16 protein-coding genes are annotated in these 19,279 nt (G+C 47.3%); 12 read left to right on the top strand and 4 right to left on the bottom strand.

Annotation, left to right across the window (positions count from 1 at the left end; all coding sequences use genetic code 11):
• On the bottom strand, positions 1 to 263 hold a 263-nt coding region (locus NDA06_RS20925), incomplete at its 3' end, for a DUF721 domain-containing protein (protein WP_348251839.1).
• Between the two features lie 158 nt (positions 264 to 421).
• Here NDA06_RS20925 and NDA06_RS20930 point away from each other — a divergent pair.
• From NDA06_RS20930 to NDA06_RS20965, 8 genes are all read left to right on the top strand, one after another.
• Positions 422 to 1,804 carry an SPOR domain-containing protein gene (locus NDA06_RS20930; RefSeq protein WP_190985079.1) on the top strand — a complete coding sequence of 461 codons (1,383 nt, stop codon included), beginning with the start codon at positions 422 to 424 and terminating at the stop codon, positions 1,802 to 1,804.
• A gap of 161 nt (positions 1,805 to 1,965) precedes the next feature.
• On the top strand, positions 1,966 to 2,721 hold the full coding sequence (locus tag NDA06_RS20935; protein WP_190414930.1) for a PspA/IM30 family protein: 756 nt from the start codon (positions 1,966 to 1,968) through the stop codon (positions 2,719 to 2,721).
• Positions 2,722 to 2,965: 244 nt separating this feature from the next.
• On the top strand, positions 2,966 to 3,742 hold the full coding sequence (locus NDA06_RS20940) for a PspA/IM30 family protein (protein ID WP_190985080.1): 777 nt from the start codon (positions 2,966 to 2,968) through the stop codon (positions 3,740 to 3,742).
• Positions 3,743 to 4,499: 757 nt separating this feature from the next.
• A complete protein-coding gene (locus NDA06_RS20945; RefSeq protein WP_190528941.1) occupies positions 4,500 to 4,823 on the top strand; it encodes a thioredoxin family protein in 324 nt (107 codons plus the stop codon).
• Between the two features lie 105 nt (positions 4,824 to 4,928).
• Positions 4,929 to 6,098, top strand: a complete 1,170-nt coding sequence (locus NDA06_RS20950) for an LL-diaminopimelate aminotransferase (RefSeq protein ID WP_190985081.1) — start codon at positions 4,929 to 4,931, stop codon at positions 6,096 to 6,098.
• Positions 6,099 to 6,865: 767 nt separating this feature from the next.
• Positions 6,866 to 7,744 carry an NF038130 family PEP-CTERM protein gene (locus NDA06_RS20955; protein WP_190985082.1) on the top strand — a complete coding sequence of 293 codons (879 nt, stop codon included), beginning with the start codon at positions 6,866 to 6,868 and terminating at the stop codon, positions 7,742 to 7,744.
• Between the two features lie 322 nt (positions 7,745 to 8,066).
• Positions 8,067 to 8,732 (top strand): PEP-CTERM sorting domain-containing protein, encoded by a 666-nt coding sequence (locus tag NDA06_RS20960; protein ID WP_190985083.1) that lies wholly within the window; start codon positions 8,067 to 8,069, stop codon positions 8,730 to 8,732.
• Positions 8,733 to 9,823: 1,091 nt separating this feature from the next.
• Positions 9,824 to 10,291 carry a response regulator gene (locus NDA06_RS20965; protein WP_190985084.1) on the top strand — a complete coding sequence of 156 codons (468 nt, stop codon included), beginning with the start codon at positions 9,824 to 9,826 and terminating at the stop codon, positions 10,289 to 10,291.
• Positions 10,292 to 10,325: 34 nt separating this feature from the next.
• Here the strand turns inward: NDA06_RS20965 and NDA06_RS20970 are convergent, their stop codons facing one another.
• The gene (locus NDA06_RS20970; protein WP_190414923.1) at positions 10,326 to 10,505 is read right to left on the bottom strand and encodes a hypothetical protein; all 180 of its coding nucleotides are present in this window, start codon (positions 10,503 to 10,505) and stop codon (positions 10,326 to 10,328) included.
• 357 nt (positions 10,506 to 10,862) lie between these two features.
• On the opposite strand from NDA06_RS20970, the gene uvrC reads away from it, so the two are divergent.
• From uvrC to NDA06_RS20985, 3 genes are all read left to right on the top strand, one after another.
• Positions 10,863 to 12,824 carry an excinuclease ABC subunit UvrC gene (uvrC, locus tag NDA06_RS20975; RefSeq protein WP_190985085.1) on the top strand — a complete coding sequence of 654 codons (1,962 nt, stop codon included), beginning with the start codon at positions 10,863 to 10,865 and terminating at the stop codon, positions 12,822 to 12,824.
• A 179-nt stretch (positions 12,825 to 13,003) separates the two neighbouring features.
• Positions 13,004 to 14,923, top strand: a complete 1,920-nt coding sequence (locus tag NDA06_RS20980) for a hypothetical protein (protein WP_190985086.1) — start codon at positions 13,004 to 13,006, stop codon at positions 14,921 to 14,923.
• 84 nt (positions 14,924 to 15,007) lie between these two features.
• Positions 15,008 to 16,444 carry a serine/threonine-protein kinase gene (locus NDA06_RS20985; RefSeq protein WP_190414920.1) on the top strand — a complete coding sequence of 479 codons (1,437 nt, stop codon included), beginning with the start codon at positions 15,008 to 15,010 and terminating at the stop codon, positions 16,442 to 16,444.
• 142 nt (positions 16,445 to 16,586) lie between these two features.
• Here the strand turns inward: NDA06_RS20985 and sds are convergent, their stop codons facing one another.
• On the bottom strand, positions 16,587 to 17,558 hold the full coding sequence (gene sds, locus NDA06_RS20990; RefSeq protein ID WP_190414919.1) for a solanesyl diphosphate synthase: 972 nt from the start codon (positions 17,556 to 17,558) through the stop codon (positions 16,587 to 16,589).
• Between the two features lie 612 nt (positions 17,559 to 18,170).
• Between sds and NDA06_RS20995 the strand changes: the two genes are divergently transcribed.
• Complete coding sequence (locus tag NDA06_RS20995) at positions 18,171 to 18,299, top strand: hypothetical protein (protein WP_277877655.1); 129 nt, start codon at positions 18,171 to 18,173, stop codon at positions 18,297 to 18,299.
• A gap of 108 nt (positions 18,300 to 18,407) precedes the next feature.
• Here the strand turns inward: NDA06_RS20995 and murI are convergent, their stop codons facing one another.
• Positions 18,408 to 19,268: a glutamate racemase gene (gene murI, locus NDA06_RS21000; RefSeq protein ID WP_190414918.1), complete on the bottom strand. Its 861-nt coding sequence runs from the start codon at positions 19,266 to 19,268 to the stop codon at positions 18,408 to 18,410.
• Between the last annotated feature and the right edge of the window lie 11 nt (positions 19,269 to 19,279).

The raw sequence follows: 19,279 nt of genomic DNA on the forward strand, positions 1-19,279 counted from the left end.
TCAACCAAATTGCTACCTAGATGGGCATTCAACTTTTGCAGGATTCGCTGACGCTCAAAAGTCAGCGTTTGTGCCCAAGCAGCACTGGATGTAGCAACCGACAAAACGCCCCTCGATATGGAAATCGGTCGCGTTTGAGCCTGCACCGCCACTCCCACCACCGAAGGCCAACACTTGAGTAACCGCTGAAATTCTTGGCTAGCCTGCCACGCCGCCTGATTTTCGATAGCCCCTAAGATATGATGAAGAGATTTAAAAGACATCCAACAAATCCCCAGCTAAATGGCAGAACGATCGATCCTCTTGCTCGATCGTACTCAAAACCAAGACAGCAGATTCGGGTTACGGTTGCCTTCAAGCAGAAAACAACGTGTAATAAAGAGATCCGTCAGCTCTCCAAGATTCGTCAGTAGCTAAAGCTATGAGTCAAGGTCATTCGGTTGAGTCTTCTACTCGCCCCTCCCCCGCCCAGTCCATCAATCCAGCCTTGCAGGCAGCTCTGGGCAGTCTCGACGTGCAGTTAGAAGAAGAATTATCTCGATACCGACGCGAACGAGGGGGACGTGGGGCGTCGCCTGCCCCCCGGATGAATCACGATCGGGTTCGCAACAAACCTATCGACTTAATTTCCGTGAGTGCTACGGGAGGCAGGAATCAATCACCCGCCCCAGCAAAGCCTCCCGCATCCCCACCGCCACCGCCACCGCCGCCAGCCAGCCCACCACAGGCAGCAAATCTGGAAGGCAAGGGAGTTGAGACAACCATCCAGAATGAAACAGGGTATACACCGCCCGCACCCGCGCCATCTTTTGACTTATCGGCTCCTGGAGCGGAACTAGCGACCTTCGCCACGCCGCCCCAGGAGCCAGCTTGGCATCCAGAACCAGCAGCAGAGCCACCGGAGTTTGTCAATCCAACTTCAACGCACGTCCCTCCCAATGACTATCTGGAATCTTCCGAACAACTTCTGCGAAGTTTGGTGGAAGAAGAGGCGTCAGCTCCTCGTCGCTCAGAACGCAGTTTTCTGGATAGCCTGCTGACTCCCCTAGGAGTTGGTTCCTTGTTGTTGTTGCTATTTTCAACTGCCACCTTGGGCTATTTAGTGACGAATCCAGGCAGCCTCAGTTTTCTAGGTTTAGATCGCTTCCAGGAGTCAGGCACGCCCACCGTTGCTCAAAATCCAACGGCAACAACTCCAACGGCAACAACTCCAACGGCAACAACTCCAACCACCAATGCCCCAGCAGCCGGAGCTGCGCCAAGTGGCCCAAACCTGGCGACTGACGAGTTTGTGGACGTGAATTTGGATACTTTAAGCACTTTGCCATCTTCCAGTCCAGCTTCAAGATCCAATGTGGCAGGCTTACCCAAAACTCAAGTAGCGGTGCCAACAATTTCCCCGCTACCCAGTTCACCTGCCCCCGCAAACTCCTCATCTGGGCAATCTGGCTCGGTGCCGCTTCCAGGGCTGCCGCCAGCCGCAACAGTGCCCCTTACACCCGCCAGCCCTCTCCCAGGATTGCCGCAACGCCCCGCCTCTGGACAACCGAGTATACAGCCGAGTGTGAAACCCTCCCCGACTGCGGCAACTCCTGCGCCGAATCCAGAGGGCTTCTATTATGTGTTTGTAAAATACAATGGCGAAAGCTCCTTGCAACAGGCGCGAAAGGTTGTTCCCGATGCCTATTTATCACCAGAAGGCACCCAAATTTATCTCGGTGCGTTCAAGAAAGAATCTCAGGCTCAAACATTGGTAAAAGAGCTTCAGACACAGGGGATTTCTGCGGCGGTCGATCAGCCTTAAGCTGGAGGTGGTTGAGTTGGAAAGTAACCTAGCATTCTGTTAACGTTGCTACTGGGACTGCGATGCCCTAAGAGGGCGACTGCTTTTAGGGGTTCGCTGCCGTGTTCGCGATCGCGTGACCGCGCTCTACTGAACCCGTGCGTTGTGAATGGAGAACTGACATGGGATTGATCGACCGCATCTTGCGAGTAATTCGAGCCAACATCAACAGTCTGATTGGACAAGCGGAAGATCCAGAAAAAATCCTGGAAGAAACAGTCATGGAAATGCAGGAGAATTTGATTCAACTGCGACAGGCGGTGGCTCAAGCGATCGCTACCCAAAAACGGACTGAGCGACAATGCAACCAAGCGCAGTCTACCTCCCAAGAATGGTACAATCGCGCCCAACTGGCACTGCAAAAAGGTGACGAAAACTTAGCTCGCCAAGCCCTCACCAAGCGCAAATCCTATCAGGAAACCGCAGAGGCAATGCAGGCGCAGATCGAGCAACAAAATCAAGTCGTCGGCAGGCTCAAGCAAGATATGCGATCGCTAGAGAGCAAAATCTCTGAAGCCAAGACGAAAAAAGATATGTACATCGTTCGCGCTCGTTCGGCTCAAGCATCTGCGAAAATTAATGAGATGTTAGGCGGTGTCAACACTGCGAGTTCTCTGACCGCCTTCGAGCGCATGGAAGAAAAAGTCTTGCAACTAGAAGCGCAGTCAGAAGCGATCGCTGAACTCGGAAGCGATGACCTGCAAAAGAAATTTCTCTCCCTGGAAGATGCTGGGGATATTGATACCGAATTAGCTACCATGAAAGCTCAGCTGAGCCAAGGCACCGAAGCACCGCAACTGCCGTCTAGTCAGCAGGCACTTGACCCTAGCCAAGATGCCGAATTACAAAAAATTCGCTCCCAACTGGAAAGTTCTTGATCTGGAAACTACCGCTTTGGACTAGAAGTTTCTAGACTAGGAAGAAAAGTGTTGGGTCTTTAACGATTCCTGAAGGTTGCCTAAGTCACTCTTGCCTAGCGCCCTAGACTAGAAATGGTGTTTGAGGCAATTGCCGACTACTGCACCGATGGAAAACCTGACCTCCTAAATTGAACTTGCTCAAGGCTACTTTCAAAGCCTGGAAATACCTACATTAGTACACGCCAAGAGGATAAACAGCGTCATGGGATTATTCGATCGCATTAGCCGAGTCGTCCGAGCCAATCTTAACGATGTGGTCAGCAAAGCTGAAGACCCAGAAAAAATTCTGGAGCAGTCCATCGTTGATATGCAAGAAGACCTGGTGCAGTTGCGTCAGGCAGTTGCTAGAGCCATTGCCAACCAAAAACGGACTCAGCAACAATACAACCAAGCCCAAACCGAAGCAAACAACTGGCAAAACCGCGCTCAGTTGGCTCTGCAAAAAGGCGATGAAAATCTCGCTAGAGAAGCGCTGCTACGCAAAAAAACATACGCCGACACTGCCGCTACTCTAAAAACTAGCTTGGATCAGCAAACCACTCAGGTGGACACCCTCAAGCGCAACTTGATTGCCCTGGAAAGTAAAATTTCCGAAGCCAAGACCAAGAAAGATATGCTTAAGGCACGGGCACAAGCGGCCAAAGCCACCGAGCAGCTTCAAGGGGCTGTGGGTCGGATGAATACTAGCAGCGCGATGGGAGCCTTCGAGCGGATGGAAGAAAAAGTCTTAGAACTGGAAGCCCGTTCCGAGGCAACGGCTCAGCTAGTGGGCAACGAGTTAGAATCCCAATTTGCCATGCTCGAATCCGGCAACGATGTTGATGACGAATTAGCAGCAATGAAAGCGCAGTTGACTGGTTCTTCCACCACCCAAGCGCAACTACCGGCAGGAAACCCAACCACTTCCTCTACCCCTAAATCTAATTCCGCAGTTGATAACGAATTAGAAGACCTGAAAAGGCAATTGGATAACCTATAGATTCCTGCACTTTTCGATCAATTATCTACGAATCAAAACTTTGATAGACCGCTCTGCATTCATCTGACACTCGTTGGCGATGGGATTAAGAGGGTCTATCTTGTCATAACTGGCTGACTTAAGGAAAACTGTACTGACGCAAGCAGCCTGAAAATAAATTTCCAGCTTAAAGCTAAAGCTTCCTTTAGCTTCCTGGTAAGCCTTTGAACCCGTTTAGATGGGTTTTGAACTTTAGCCAAAACTTTAGTTTAGGGCTGAAGTTAGCAAAATTTCTCTGAAGTTCAGTGCTATTTGACACAGATAAGTTTCGCACGTTCAGAAGCGTTGCTAGTTGAAGATTTTAGGATAAATTTTCGCTTGCTGGCGTAAGTTTTAGCGAAAGCGAGCAACATTGATGCCAAAGGGGTAAGGCTTGGTGATGCCGAGCGTGCCTAGGTCGATTAGTTAATTTTGAAAAAGTCGTGAATCAGTTGTTATTAATTAGACATGAGTTCGCTTAAAAAATAAAGTTTTTACTACTGGAAATAAGAAAATACAGATACGACTGTCCAGATTACAGCTCTGAATAAAGCTTTTGTACTCAATCAAGTGCGATCGCAAATTTCCTTGATGTACCCCCATTCCCAACGAACCGCCTGAGGTACTGTATTACAATCAGTAAGGCGTAAACCTTGATTGCTTTCCTGCCCACTGGCAACGGTTTTGAATACCGTGTTAAGTAGGTAAAGCAATAATATAAATGTCAATCGGGGGTGACATGAGCAGCACAATCTCAATTAATGATGCAGAGTTTGAAACAGAAGTCCTGAAAGCCACTCAGCCAGTATTAGTGTATTTCTGGGCGTCTTGGTGCGGCCCTTGCCGCCTCGTATCGCCAGTCGTACAAGCCGCTGCTGAAACTTATGGCGATCGCCTCAAGGTCGTGAAAATGGAAAGCGACCCCAATCCCGAATCTGTGGCAAAGTACAAAGTAGAAGGTCTTCCAGCTCTCAGGCTGTTTAAGGACAGTGAGGTGATTGAATCTTATGAGGGAGCGATTGGGAAGCAGAAATTAATGAGTATCCTGGAAACTCACCTGTAAACAGTCAGTAGTCATTAGTCATTGGTTATCGCTCGGTGAGAGACAAAAAACACCGGACAACAGACTAAGGACTAAGGACTAAAGACTAAGGACTAAAGACTAAATATGCAGTTCGCCAAGCGTTTACAACCCCTGCAAACCAATGTGTTTGCCGATATGGATCGGGCTAAGGCAAAAGCCAGGACGGCGGGACAAAATATCATCGATCTATCGCTGGGTTCCTCCGATTTACCGGCGTCAGATCGGGTTATCGACGCGATCGCCCAATCTTTAGCTGACCCCAAAACCCACGGCTATTTGCTATTTCACGGCACTCAAGCTTTTCGCCAAGCTGCCGCTTGCTGGTACACCCAGAAATACGGGATTCCGGTTGACCCGGAAACCGAGGTGCTAACCCTGATTGGTTCCCAGGAAGGCACGGCTCATTTACCTTTGGCAGTGCTGAATCCAGGGGATTTTGCCTTACTGCTTGACCCAGGTTATCCATCCCATGCTGGGGGAGTTTACCTAGCTGGGGGTCAAATTTACCCAATGCCACTACGGGCGGAAAATGGGTTTTTGCCAGTGTTTGAGGAGATCCCCTTGCCGGTTTTGGCTCAGTCACGAATGATGGTACTGAGCTATCCTCACAACCCCACAACTGCGATCGCGCCTTTATCTTTTTTCCAGACAGCGGTTGATTTTTGCCAGCGTCATAATCTAGTGCTGGTTCACGATTTTCCCTACGCCGATCTCGTATTTGAAGACGTTGCGGTTCCCTCAATCTTACAAGCCGACCCCGAAAAAAGCGTCTCGATTGAGTTTTTTACTTTATCTAAGTCTTACAACATGGGCGGCTTTCGCATCGGCTACGCGATTGGGAATGCAAATCTGATCCGCGCCTTGCGCCAGGTGAAAGCAGCAGTTGATTTCAATCAATACCAAGGAATTTTGAATGGAGCGATCGCAGCCCTGAGTGGCTCTCAAGAGGGTGTTAAGGAGGCAGTTGAAACCTTTCGCCAACGCCGGGATGCCTTTGTCAAAGCGCTTCACAGAATTGGCTGGGAGGTTCCTACCCCATCTGCCACCATGTATGTTTGGGCTAAATTGCCAGAACCGTGGGCACAGGACTCCATCAACTTTTGTACCCATTTGGTAGAAACCACTGGCGTTGCTGCCTCGCCCGGTGCCGGTTTTGGTAAATCTGGAGAAGGATATGTACGATTTGCGCTGGTACACGATCCAGGCATATTAGAAATGGCGGTTGAAAAGATATCGCCGGTAATGCGTAAGTGAGAAGACTAGCGATCGCTGCCTAGAAGGGCTGCAAGTCTTATCTTGCGTGTGCCAAGTAAATAGTCAAATCAAATGCACAAGAACTGATTAGCTTCGCCTCAAAAAGAGAGTGGAGCTATTTTTTCTGCAATCAACATAACCGTAAATCTACGGTCAGTTCACTAACTTCTCCGTAAATTTCTCGAAATAAGAAACAACTGGAAGCGCAAAAACCAGTTAGAAGCAGTAAGTTTTTAGACATTTAATACCACCTAGATTCAAATAGATGCTTTGTTGTCAGTAGTCAGCCGTAGGAGAAAGCGGTTGCCACTAACGTATAGATGCGAGCGATCGCCTCTGTAACAACTAATGAGAGGCAATGTCCCTAAAGGTTAGGCAGGTTAAATGCCCCATAGCTTAAAACTCATGGAAACTACCCTTGACAGAATTCATATTTTGGATAACCTTCCTATTTCTAGGTTTTGGTCTCCTATTACTGTGTATTAATACGGTCAGTATACGGGAAAATAAAATTGCTTTTTGCCTTCAATCTTTTACTCAAACTTTACTAAAAATCATCAAAAATTTATCGATTAAGACTAATTATTTGATTATATTAAATAGAGACAAGTGAATAAACAAAAAACAGGCTAAAAAGACGGGCGCTTGATTGTTGTCCCTGCTTATTTGGAACTGTTAACCCCGATCGAAAACTGACCGCGCCCTAGCTACTGTGCGCGTTATCCAGCAAAACTCATCTAGACAGAAAACTTGTGGAGACACACAAAATGACAGGTACTATCAAGAAAATTTTGCTAAGCGCTTCAGTGTTGGCAAGCCTCAGTGCGATCGCTAGCGCCCCGGCATCCGCTGGAACCCTGACAGGCGCGACCATCACAGGAACTGACATCATCAAATATGACTCGAAGGATGGTTATACCTATAACAATCCAAACGCTGATTTAGCGACAATCTTAAGTGGCGATAGCAGCAATCCTACTGGAAACGTAGAGCTATTTGCTAGCAGCGAAAGTAACACATATAAAAGCCTGACCGCCTTTAAAAACGCTCCAGTCACTAGCTTGAGTGGTATGATTGGCGGCAAAAGTATTACTTTCAGCAGTCTGACAGGACTAGACTGGTTTACAACTGACACGGGTATTTACACTACAGGCTATGGAGCATCAAACCTTGCCAACAAGTGGTTTAACGAATTCATCAGCAAGGCGGGACAAACTGCAAACTCATTTTTGTATAACACGTTTTTGTCCCTCGGCGGATTCCAGAAATCCAGTGACGCTAATATCTCCTATGTCAATCAAGACGATACTACAGGCAAGATTAGCTTTGGGCTAGCGGGTCACAGCGATTTAAGTACCCTCTATCCTTTTGTGCCCAAGGGCTTCCAAGCCAGCGAAGTTGTCAAAGTTACCTATGAGGACAAGACTGAATATAAATACAACTTCCTTGCCACAAACTCTGGACTGTATGAAAAAGGTGAGTTTGACAAAACAGGCAAAAAGTCATCTCATACCGGCAACTACGAACTGACAATTGATGGGGTTCCACCCACAACAGAATCAGTACCCGAACCCTCAGCCATGCTGGGTCTACTCGGTGTAGGTAGTTTCTTTGCTGTCAAGCGTAAGATGCTGAAAAAAGCCTAAATTCTGTAGTCACTGCGGTTATACATAAAAAACTAGCAGTGTCAATAGTTAGCTAAAAATCGTAAATTTAATCGGCACCGTCAAGAGAAAGAGACGGGCCGATTTTTTCTTTATACAAACATCACAGTAAATTTACGGTATCTTTACCAACTTCTCCGTAAATACTACTAAATTATGACAGTTGTAGTAAAAAATAGACAGACATATCTGAGGGTGCCAAGAAGTCCAGTACCACCTGAAGCTCAAAACCGACAACACGCTTGATAATCCGGTTGGGGTGGCTGTACGAAAGCACAATCCTAGAACTGATGGAGACACCAAAATGTTAGGAAATGTAAAGTTATCAATCGCTACTGCGGGAGCAGCAGTTGTCACTTTGGGCACAATTGGTATGGCTCCTGTTGAGGCAGCCCAATTGACAAAACTCGATTACGTTGGGGAGGTCAGTGGCACTGTTAAGCCCTTGTTCGGCCCAGGAAAACCTTTCACCGTGGATGTAGACAAGAGCTACATTATCGATAATCTCAGCGGTAGGCTGCAAGATGAAGGAGATTCAGAACTAACCCTCGATCATCCTTTCGGTTATTTAGGAGATTATTTTGGTAGTTACCTCAGTAATTTGGGTTCCATTGATTCTTTTAGCGGTTTTGGCTCCATCTTCAAGGGTTTAAGTTATAGTCCAACCGATCTTCTTTCTACGTTTAATTTCTCTTACAGCAAGATTACCGATATCTTGACTGTAAAAGGCTATGAGTTCGATAAGATTAAAGTGTGCCTGAGTGGTACCTGTAATATTTCTGGTGAAGGTTTGGCGTTAGGTTCTGTGTCAAGCCCTATTTTTGGAAAAGTCCCTGTTAAAGCATCTGTAAATTTCAAGGTTTCCCAGACAGCAACACCCCTCGACGTACCCGAACCTTCCGCATTGTTGGGCTTAATTGGTTTGGGTGGTTTCTTTGCTGCTAAGCGCAAGTTGCAAAAAGCAGCATAAATTTTGCACCTTCCACAGTCTTAGCCTAAAAAAGTAGGGAGCTATCTGCTCCCTTTTTTTGTTGCAATTTAAGCGTTGTTGCAATCCGGAATGTCACCTAATCCCTTACCGTAAACAGTGAGGAAGAAATTCTATTTTTCCCCCACTTCTTTTAAGCATTTTTCCAGGTGATACCATTTCACCAATTACGTCTAACAGATACTTCTGTGATGGAGGAACCCCCTCAATCCCCCGTTCGCCGAGCAAGGCAAGATTTACTCTCTCCGTACCCCCTTCAATCTCCCCACTTTTCGGAGCCAAGACAAGGAAGAATTCTGATTCACGGGGATTAGAGTAGGGTTCTCAATGATAAATAATGTTTTTAAAAACGAGATACACCCGAAGGCAGTGTCCCTAGAATCCTTGCTCTTGGAGCTTCTAGAGCATTGTGGGAACGAAATAGCTAACTTGTTGAGGTGTCTAGTTTGAACAACTGGGGGATGAAAAGATGCTTTTCAGGAGTCACTCGTCTTGTACTATACCCGGCTTAATCTAAAGAGTTTGTTTACCCTAAAGACGCTATTAATGACCTCTGGAACAAATCATCAAAATTGTCTTGCCAGAGTACTCGCCTATCTGAATTCATTCCGACTTTGCTGGGAGTGCCATACATTGCAACGCTGCTGAAAGTTTTTCAGGCATTAGGAATTCCCTTAGCCAGAGATATACTAAGCCATGCTGAGAGGATCAGTATCCTGCTAATACCCCAGCACGTCAATTTTTAAGTTTGCCTAAACCTGAACTTCACTCGAATGGCACTGATATAAGAGCCTTGCGATAAATCTCTCACCTTAAAGCTCGCAACCTGTTTTAACAGGTTGCGAGCTTTTGCTCCGGCAGTATTTTGGGTCAGTTAAAACTGACTTTAGCTCTTAGCGCGTTCCCAAAGAGCGCTGCCGTTCGCCATAGGCGTTCCCGTTCGCGTTCCCGAAGGATAGGATAGGGTATTTTAGTTCAGGACAAAAGTTAAGTGCCATTCAACTTTGATCTATTGTTAACCGGATAACTTATTAATAAAGTTATAGCTACACTGAGTGCAATGGATTCGGTTAATGCTTATATCACTTTTAACTATCTTCCCAGGTCGATTTAACGGGAGCGCTGAGACTGAACGCTCACAATTCAACTCGAATTCCGACTTTAGTGCTGAAGCATCTCCTAAGCGAATTTTGCTCGTTGAGGATAACCAAACGAATCGACAGCTGCTAAATGACTATCTTGGTTATCTGGGATACCAAGTTTTCTCCCTAGCCGGGGGGGCTGATTTTTTTCAGACGATGGCTGAGTTTCAGCCGCACTTAGTTTTGCTAGACTTAAAATTACCAGACATTGATGGCTATACGCTACTCCAGCAAATCCAAGAAAGGCCAGACTGGCTCCACATCCCCGTGTTTGTCGTTTCCGCCTATGCTTTTCAAGCAGATGAAGAGCGTGCCCTTACTTTGGGGGCACGTCGGTTCTTTGTTAAACCTGTGAATTTAGTTTCTTTGAGACAAGCTATTGCAGAAGAAATTCATTAACGACTTCGTGAATTTCTGGCAATTAAATCAATCGTTATTCACTTTTATTTTCGTTAATGTATTTTTCCACGGTGAGGCTTAGATTTTGCACAGAAGAACTTATTCCCCTAACCTGAGCTTCTACTTGTGCCAATAACAAGATCACTGTCTGGAGTTGGTTGAGCGTGTCATCCATAGCGTTCCGATATTGATTCTCAAACTCTTCCAATTTCATAATTTTAACCAGAGGGAGGTAGTTAGCAAAAAATGTTGTAGCAGCATTTTAAAACCAATTTCAACTTAAAAGCTGAAAGATTAGCATTATTCGTTATAACTTTATCTAACCTGGTAATGACTTCAACAAAGCTTAACTGATTTCCGGAAAGATATCTCGTCTTTAAAAATTAAAAACAATGCGAATTTTTACTGAGTTGTGAAGTTAGTAAAAAACGTTAATTACGAATTTGCACTGATATTTAGAATTAAATAAAAATGGTGGGTACGAAATTTTACCACATAGAAAATCCGTTACTGTTTGTTCAAGGGCGCGACTTAAAAATTAACAATTGCTGCTGTCTAGGAGTGTATTAGGATGACAGATCCGCAAACCCTAAGAAATGGGAACGAATTATTTCCCGCCACAACTCAAGCTGGTTATCTATCGGCTGAAGGAGCGATCGCATCTACAAAAATCCTGCCGCTCCTCAAAGAGCCAGAACGCCTGGAAAGCCGTCTGAAAGAGATTCCGCCAGAACCAGGGGTCTATTTTATGAAGGATGTTAGCGATCGCATCCTCTACATTGGCAAGTCGAAAAAATTGCGATCGCGAGTTCGCTCTTATTTCCGCGACTCCCAAAAATTGAGCGATCGCATTATGATGATGGTGCGGCAAATCGCAGAGATTGAATTCATCGTTACCGATACCGAAGCCGAAGCACTCGCCCTAGAAGCCAACCTAGTTAAGCAGCATCAACCCTACTTCAACGTGCTGCTCAAAGATGATAAGAAATATCCCTACGTCCTGGTTACTTGGTCGGAAGCATATCCCCGCATTTTCATTACTCGCAATCGGCGTCTGGGAAAAGAAAAAGATAAATATTACGGCCCATTTGTTGATGCAGGTTTGTTGAGAAACACGTTACGAATCGCAAAACGGCTCTTTCCAATCCGCCAGCGTCCGCAACCTTTATTTAAAGATCGTCCTTGTCTGAACTACGATTTAGGGCGGTGTCCAGGCGTCTGTCAAAAGTTGATTTCACCAGAAGAATATCGCAAAACAATCCAAAAAATCGCGATGGTTTTCCAAGGACGAGCCGGAGAACTGATTGATATTTTAACGGCGAATATGGAAAAGGCAGCCGAAGAGCTAAACTTTGAGGTAGCAGCGCGGATGCGCGACCAAATTGCCGGGTTAAGGTCTTTGAGTGCAGATCAAAAAGTGTCTTTGCCAGATGATACCGTTTCGCGGGATGCGATCGCTCTGGCGGCTGACGCTCAACACGCCTGCATTCAATTGTTCCAGATGCGTGCGGGAAAACTGGTTGGTCGTTTAGGCTTTGTAGCGGAAGCGCAATCGGGTACGCCAGGAGCCATCTTGCAGCGGGTGTTAGAGGAACATTACGCAAATGCAGAGTCCGTAGAAATCCCGATAGAAATTCTGGTGCAGCACGAGTTGCCAGAAGGGGAAATGCTCACAGAATTTTTAACGGAGCGAAAAGGTCGAAAAGTAACGCTACTTGCTCCCCAGCGGCAAACCAAGGCAGAATTGATTGAGATGGTGGAGCGCAACGCCCAGTATGAACTAGCGCGGATGCAACGATTAGGCGATCGCAATACTCAAGCAATGGAAGATTTAGCCGCCATTGTTGATCTACCCGACTTACCCCACCGGATTGAAGGCTACGATATCTCCCATATTCAGGGAGCGAATGCTGTCGCGTCTCAGGTAGTCTTCATCGACGCTATACCGGCAAAGCAGCACTATCGCCACTATAAAATAAAAAATCCCACCGTCACTGCTGGTCACTCGGACGACTTTGCCAGTCTTGCAGAAGTTATCCAGCGGCGTTTCCGCAAGTATGCGGAAGATCCGCAAATGCAGCGAGTTGGGAATCCTGATTGGCCCGATTTAGTAATGATTGACGGCGGGAAAGGTCAGCTCTCGTCAGTTGTCGCCGTACTGCAAGAAATGAATTTAATGGAAGACTTGCGAGTTGTTAGTCTTGCCAAGCAGCGAGAGGAGATTTTCTCACCGGGTGAGTCTTCACCGTTACAGACGGATGCAGAACAACCAGGGGTGCAATTGTTGCGGCGACTGCGGGATGAGGCGCACCGATTTGCAGTCAGTTTCCACCGTCAGCAGCGCAGCGATAAGTTGAGGCGATCGCGTTTAGATGAAATTCCAGGATTGGGCTTTCAGCGACAGAAACAACTCTTGGCGCATTTTCGTTCCATTGATTATATCCGCGAAGCGACTCCAAAGCAGCTAACTGAGGCTCCTGGCGTTGGCCCTAAGTTAGCCCAGGAAATCTACGATTATTTCCATCCGGCTTGAAATGCCAAAAGCGATTCACCCTGATTTCAATAGCAATCTTAAGTGATTCATGAAATCCTCTGCTTTCTCTCCCTCTCTTACTTCGCGTCCTCTGCGTCCTTGGCGGTTCGTTAAAAAAATATCTTACAAATCAAAGAGGATTGCTGTAGACAAAATTTAAACCGCAGAGGACGCAAGAATTGAAAAGCCGTATCTTAATCGGTCTGCTGATAGTTCTAGCGCCCTTCAAGGTACTAGCTGACGAAGCACACCCGCGTTTATTTCTAACTCAAAGACGGATCGAACAAATCCGAGCGGCAATTCGGGTGCCGCGATCGCATCATCAGCAAGCATTCAATGCCCTGAAAGCGCGAGTAACCCAGAACAACTGGCGCATTTATGATGGCAACCCCAATGACGGCAACTGGAACTATGCCCGTTCCTATCTAGCGCGGGAAGCAGCGCTGCTGTACTTATTGACAAATGAAAAGGAGTATGCACAGATTGCCTACCAAGCCCTCCATCTCATCCACCGAGATCCAGACCCAGATAACCGCCTGCCGGAAGCGCAATATGGGCTATCTAGGGCGACGGTGGGGCAAAATTTTGCGATCGCCTATGATTGGGCATATCGCGGTTGGACTCCACAGCAGCGAGATTACATTAAAGACAAAATTAACATCGCCCTCGATACTTGGGAGAATTTCCGCCACCCCAACCTCAGTAATCCAGCAATGGCTTCTAACTGGGTAGCAGTCTGTCGGGGTGGGGAACTGGTGATGATGCTGGCTGTGTACGAGGAAGGCAACCGCGCCAAGCGATACAGTCAGCTCAAGGGGTGGCTAAAAACTCACTTACTCAACGCTTACGGTCAGTTGGGCTTAAGTCAGGAAGGGATTGGTTATGACAGTTATGCAGGGATTTTTTTAGTTCCAGCTGTTTATGCCCTCCGGAGTGTTGGGGATGCTGACCTTGACGCCGATTTTGCCGCGCGACATTTCTGGAAACTGGTCATGTACGCCGGTGGATTTATGATGAATGAATCGGGCGATCGCTACTTTCTTCAATCTGGCGTATCCGGTGCAGGCATTGGTGACGAAGGCTGGACGAGTCTCCTCCTGGGATCGGTACCCCCACGCTTATTGCCTTTCTACCGCTACTTTTACGATCGGCACATGGGAATAGATGCCCCAGGCACCCCAGCCGAGAAATTTGACAAACAGAGGGGCGCAACGATCTGGTCGCTAATCTATTACCCAGAAAGCGCCCCTTCCTTTAATCCAACAGGTTTGTTGCCCTCGTCTGTGGGGGATGAAAAAAGAGGCGCTTACTTTTTCCGCGATCGCTGGCAAGATGAGAACGATATCCTCGTGTCGGTGATGGCAGATAGCGATCGCCACCAGAATGCTTGGGATCAGTCAGAAGCCTTCCAACTTGGCTTACTCGCTTACAACCATCATTTCATCGGAGGGCCTGCCAAAATTTCTGGCAACCCTGCCACTTTTAGCACCCTCTTGGTGGACGGAAAAGCACAGCGCGATCGCGGTACAACGGGAAGGCATGAATTTTTCAATTCCAACCCAGATGGCGGTTACGTCATCATCGACGGTGGGGAGAAATACGCCAGTTTGGGCTTAAGCAGCGCCAAGCGCCACCTCCTGGTCAAGTTTTCTGAAACTGATAATACTGCTGTACTGGCAACGCTCGATCGAATTCGGGATGAGGAGGCGCATACCTACACCTGGCAACTCAACCTCGGAAACGAGAAAGGTGATGGTGGCGTCACTGCAACGGTTGGAATGGAAGGCGGGTTGTCAACTTTTTTGCTACGCGGCGGTAGTGACAGCTACCTCAAAGGCTGGGTGCTGCACCCAAAAGCAGCAGTAGTAACTGCGGGCGATCCGTTGCAAGTCAGTATTTCCGGGGCAAATGCCGAAATCTGGATTGCTACCTTTGTAGGCAGGGGAATCCCGCCTGTAGCAACTATCACGGGTACGGGGATGGCAGCCGTTCTGGAAGTGGGTAATGTGCGACTGCGCTACGACGCTGATACGAATCGAACGATCGCCGAATACAGAGACGACGTGACAGAAGTCGGCAAGACATTTCCGAAACAATAGCTGCCAGTTGTTGCAGCCACTGGTCCTATGCCACCCTTCTGGGAAGAACTACGATAGACTCAACCTGCTGAATCCTGCCTGGGTATGATCTACTGTCCAAATCCCAATTGCCGCGATCGCCTAAATCCTGACAATTATAAATTTTGCCAAAATTGTGGCTCCCATTTATTACTGAGAAATCGCTACCGTATCCTCAAACCGATTGGTGGTGGCGGATTTGGCAGAACCTATCAGGCAGCAGATACTGACTGTATGAATGCGCCCTGCGTGGTAAAGCAATTTTTACCATCCTCAGAGATTCAAGCCAATCCGAAGGCGCTGGAAAAAGCAACGGCAATGTTTAACCAGGAAGGCGTGCGGTTGTTTCAACTGGGAGAACATCCCCACATTCCCAGACTGCTTGCTTACTTTGAAGAAGATAAGCGCCTGTATCTGGTGCAAGAGTTGATTGCGGGACTCACTTTACGTCAAGAATTGGCTACTCAGGGAGCTTTTAGCGAACAAAAAATTAGACAGCTTTTGGCTGAGTTACTGCCAATTCTCAAATTTATTCACGAACGTGGGGTGATTCACCGGGATATCAAGCTAGAGAATATTATGCGTCGTCACCGAAACGGCAGGTTAGTCCTAATTGATTTTGGCGTCTCCAAACTGGTAACAGAGACGACGATGGGGCAAGTGGGGACAACGGTGGGTACCGTAGGATATACGCCGATGGAACAAATGCACGGTCATGCCTACCCCGCTAGCGATCTCTACAGTTTAGGAGTCACTTGCGTTTGTCTGCTCACCCAATCTCTTCCTACATTAGGTGGTTCTGATGGTCTTTATGAACCGCTAGAGTGTCGCTGGATGTGGCGAGAGTGTCTGCCAGATGGCACAACCATTAGTCAAGAGTTAGGTCAAATCTTGGATAAACTGCTTCAGCCTTTACCTAAGGATCGCTATAAATCGGCTTCGGAGGTGCTGGAAGCCTTGCACTCTAAACTTACTAGACCTTCTGATGTCAATGTCACGATACCCACGATGGCTTCCTCTCCCGCTCATCTCAGGGCATTGGGGATAAATTACAGCAAACTGCGGGATTTCCTTACCACCCGGAACTGGAAGGAAGCAGATCGGGAAACACGAATGCTCCTGCTGAAAATTTCCCATCGAGAACCAGAAGGCTGGCTGAGAGTTGAAGATTTTCAAAAGTTTCCCTGCCAACACCTCAGTACGATCGATCGACTCTGGGTAAATTACAGCGACGGACGCTTTGGCTTTAGCGTCCAGAAGCGCATTTGGGAAAAGATTGGCGGAAAACCTAACTTTGACTATGCCACTTGGTGTCGTTTTGGCGACCAAGTGGGTTGGCGTGTCAAAGGCAATTGGTTAAATTACTCGGATCTCACTTTCTCCGGAAATTCTGCCCCATCGGGTCATCTTCCGGCTGGAGGATTAGAAGAGACTGGATTGGGTCGCTGGGATTTGGTGTGTTCTTCTCTGGTGGCGAGACTCGCCAAGTGTAAAATTTGCTAATGGCTTATTGGATTTTGATTCATTCTTAGGAACGTCGATTAAAGAACTTAGGCTCGTTCGCGTTCTGTAGGGGCATACCCAGAAAAAGCCCCTACAGTCATGCCCCTACAAAAGAAATCGGGGGTTAATAAATCCACACTCCTTAATAAAGCCGACTCAACACGTACTCAGCCATGTCAATTAGCGCTTGACGGCACTCCGAGTGCGGTAAATCTGCTAATTGTTGAACGGCGAGTTGGGCATGATGTGCAGCTAATTCGCGCGATCGCTCAATGCCCTGGCTTTCTTCAATCAAGGCGATCGCTGCTTCTAAATCCCCCTCCTCTGTAAATTCCCGCTCAATGAGCGCCTCCAGGTAAGGTTTTTCTTCCAAGGCAAATAACACGGGTGCTGTTAGATTGCCACTTTTTAGATCCGATCCGGCTGGCTTACCTAAAGCTTCTGTCGAACCCGTGAAGTCAAAAATATCATCCACAATCTGGAAAGCCAAGCCGAGATGACGTCCGTAGCGATACAAATTTTCTGCCGTCTCCTCCGAGACATCACTGAGTAGTCCAGCCGCCTTCGCACTGTTAGCCATCAACGAGGCAGTTTTGTAGTAACTCTTCTCTAAGTAAGCTTCGAGGGACATACTGGCATCAAAGCGATTCAGCCCTTGCTGAATTTCTCCTTCTGCCATATCCATAATCACTTCTGAGAGCAGTTTCACTACTTCTAAATTATTCAAATTTGCCAAATACCAAGAAGATTGGGCAAATAAAAAGTCTCCCGCCAACACAGCGATGCGATTGCCAAACCGGCTATGAACCGTGGCAATACCGCGTCTTACCTCGGATTCATCCACCACATCGTCGTGTACCAGACTAGCGGTGTGAATCATTTCCGTAATTTCTGCGAGACGTCGGTGACGTGGGGTAAGGTCTTGATCCAGCATGGTTGCCCGCGATATCAGCAGGACGATAGCGGGTCTAACGCGCTTTCCTCCTGCCCCAAATAAGTGTTCTGCCGCCGCATACAGGATGGGGTGACGGGCACCAACCAGCTTTTTCAAATTCTCCGTCAGAACACGTAGGTCTGATTCAACAGGGGCAAAGAGGGAGGTCACTGAGGTCATGGATCAGCTGACTCTGGCTTAATAGTTACGAAATTTTACATTCCTGTCATTTATTTTAAGCTAATGCTCCCCTACAGGGAAGTTTTGTTCCTTAGAAGATGCCCCCGCAGCCTTTTTTTGAAATTGTATCGACTTGTAAAGTATCTAAAAAAATCCCTCCTAACCCTTGGGGATCTTGTGTTACTCTAATATGTAAGGATTTGAAAAGCTTAATAGAGTTACTGAGCCAAAAAATTACAGAAAACACTTACGTGTTTGTAATGAATTGGTAAAGGATGGCAGATTTTTGGTAGGCGGTAGCATTTCCGGCTTCCTGCATCTTTTTCTAGCGTTAAGGCTCTAGGAAAACTAGCCATCCGAAAATAAAGGACTTTCAATAGGCACTGTAGATTAGCTTGCTATCTACGGGATTGCCGAAAAAATCTCAGATTATTTTTATTAATTTTCTGGGGTTTTAGTTAAATCAAGAATTTTTGGGGCGACAGCGACCTCCAGAATTCCTATGGGCAGCCATATTCTCAAGCATTGACTCAAGTCTTGACTTGGGGCATTGTCTTGGGAAAAGAACTTGTATAAAAATTTACATTCCGCTACTTGTGATTGTGCGACACTATGACGTATAATGATATGCCTCTGATTATCCCGTTTTTAGCCACTGGTTATTTATTGACGGTTTACCTGCTGTTGATTCTGGCACAGCGAACTGTGAAAGGTGCGGGTAGGACGAAGTCCATACCCTAGCGATCGCGACAGAAGTATTAGCCGTTTGCAGCACGCTCACCTCATCGATCCGCGATTAGCAGTCAAATCTAGAATTTTGGATTGAAGAACCCATTCTTCAATTGACTGCTACTCGCTTAGCTCTAGCGGTAATTGCCGATGTAGCACTGTCGGTAAATAAACTTTTTCTACCGCAGGCGTACACCCCAGCCACTGTACTGACAGTTGTGCAAACTGTTCGGGACAACCGCTCACGGCAAATCGAGTTGCTAGAGGCGGGCGGGTGTTTCTCAGTCCTAGTAAATCCAGCTCTTGTGCAGCCGCAGCCACTACATGAACTGCCGGATCGCATAGCTTCACCGACCGGGGCAGAATTTTCCTCAGGACGGGTGCTAAGTGGGGATAGTGGGTACAGCCATAAACAAGCGTGTCAATACGATGGTGCAGTAACGGTGCCAAGTACTCCCGCGCCACTTCTAGGGTGTAAGGCTCATGGATGCGGTTTTGCTCAATCACCGGCACAAACTCTGGGCAACCGACTTGCCAAACTTGGGCAGTGGCGTCAACTTCTAAAATCGCGCGACGATAAGCGTTGCTAGCGGCAGTGGCTGGGGTAGCAATGACTCCAATCCGGTTGCCTAGCTCAACAGCCGCGCGGGCACCAGGCAAGATAACTCCCAAAATCGGGAGAGGAAACTCAGACCGCACTGCCTCTAAAGCGAGGGCAGAACTGGTGTTGCACGCCATGATCGCCATTTTGACGCCCTGCTGCATCATCCAGATGAGAATTTCGCGCACAAAGTGCAAAATTTCTGCCTGAGAGCGAGTGCCGTAGGGCAGTCGAGCCGTATCGCCAAAGTAAAGAATCGATTCGGATGGCAGCTGCCGGTAGAGTTCCCTCAATACCGTCAGCCCGCCGACTCCGCTATCAAAAATCCCAATTCTGGCTCGTTGAAGAGCCTCATTTGTTTTTTGTTCCTTATTCATCATTAATCAACCAC

It is taken from the genome of Trichocoleus sp. ST-U1, from assembly GCF_039961835.1.
GTDB lineage: Bacteria > Cyanobacteriota > Cyanobacteriia > Cyanobacteriales > FACHB-T130 > FACHB-T130.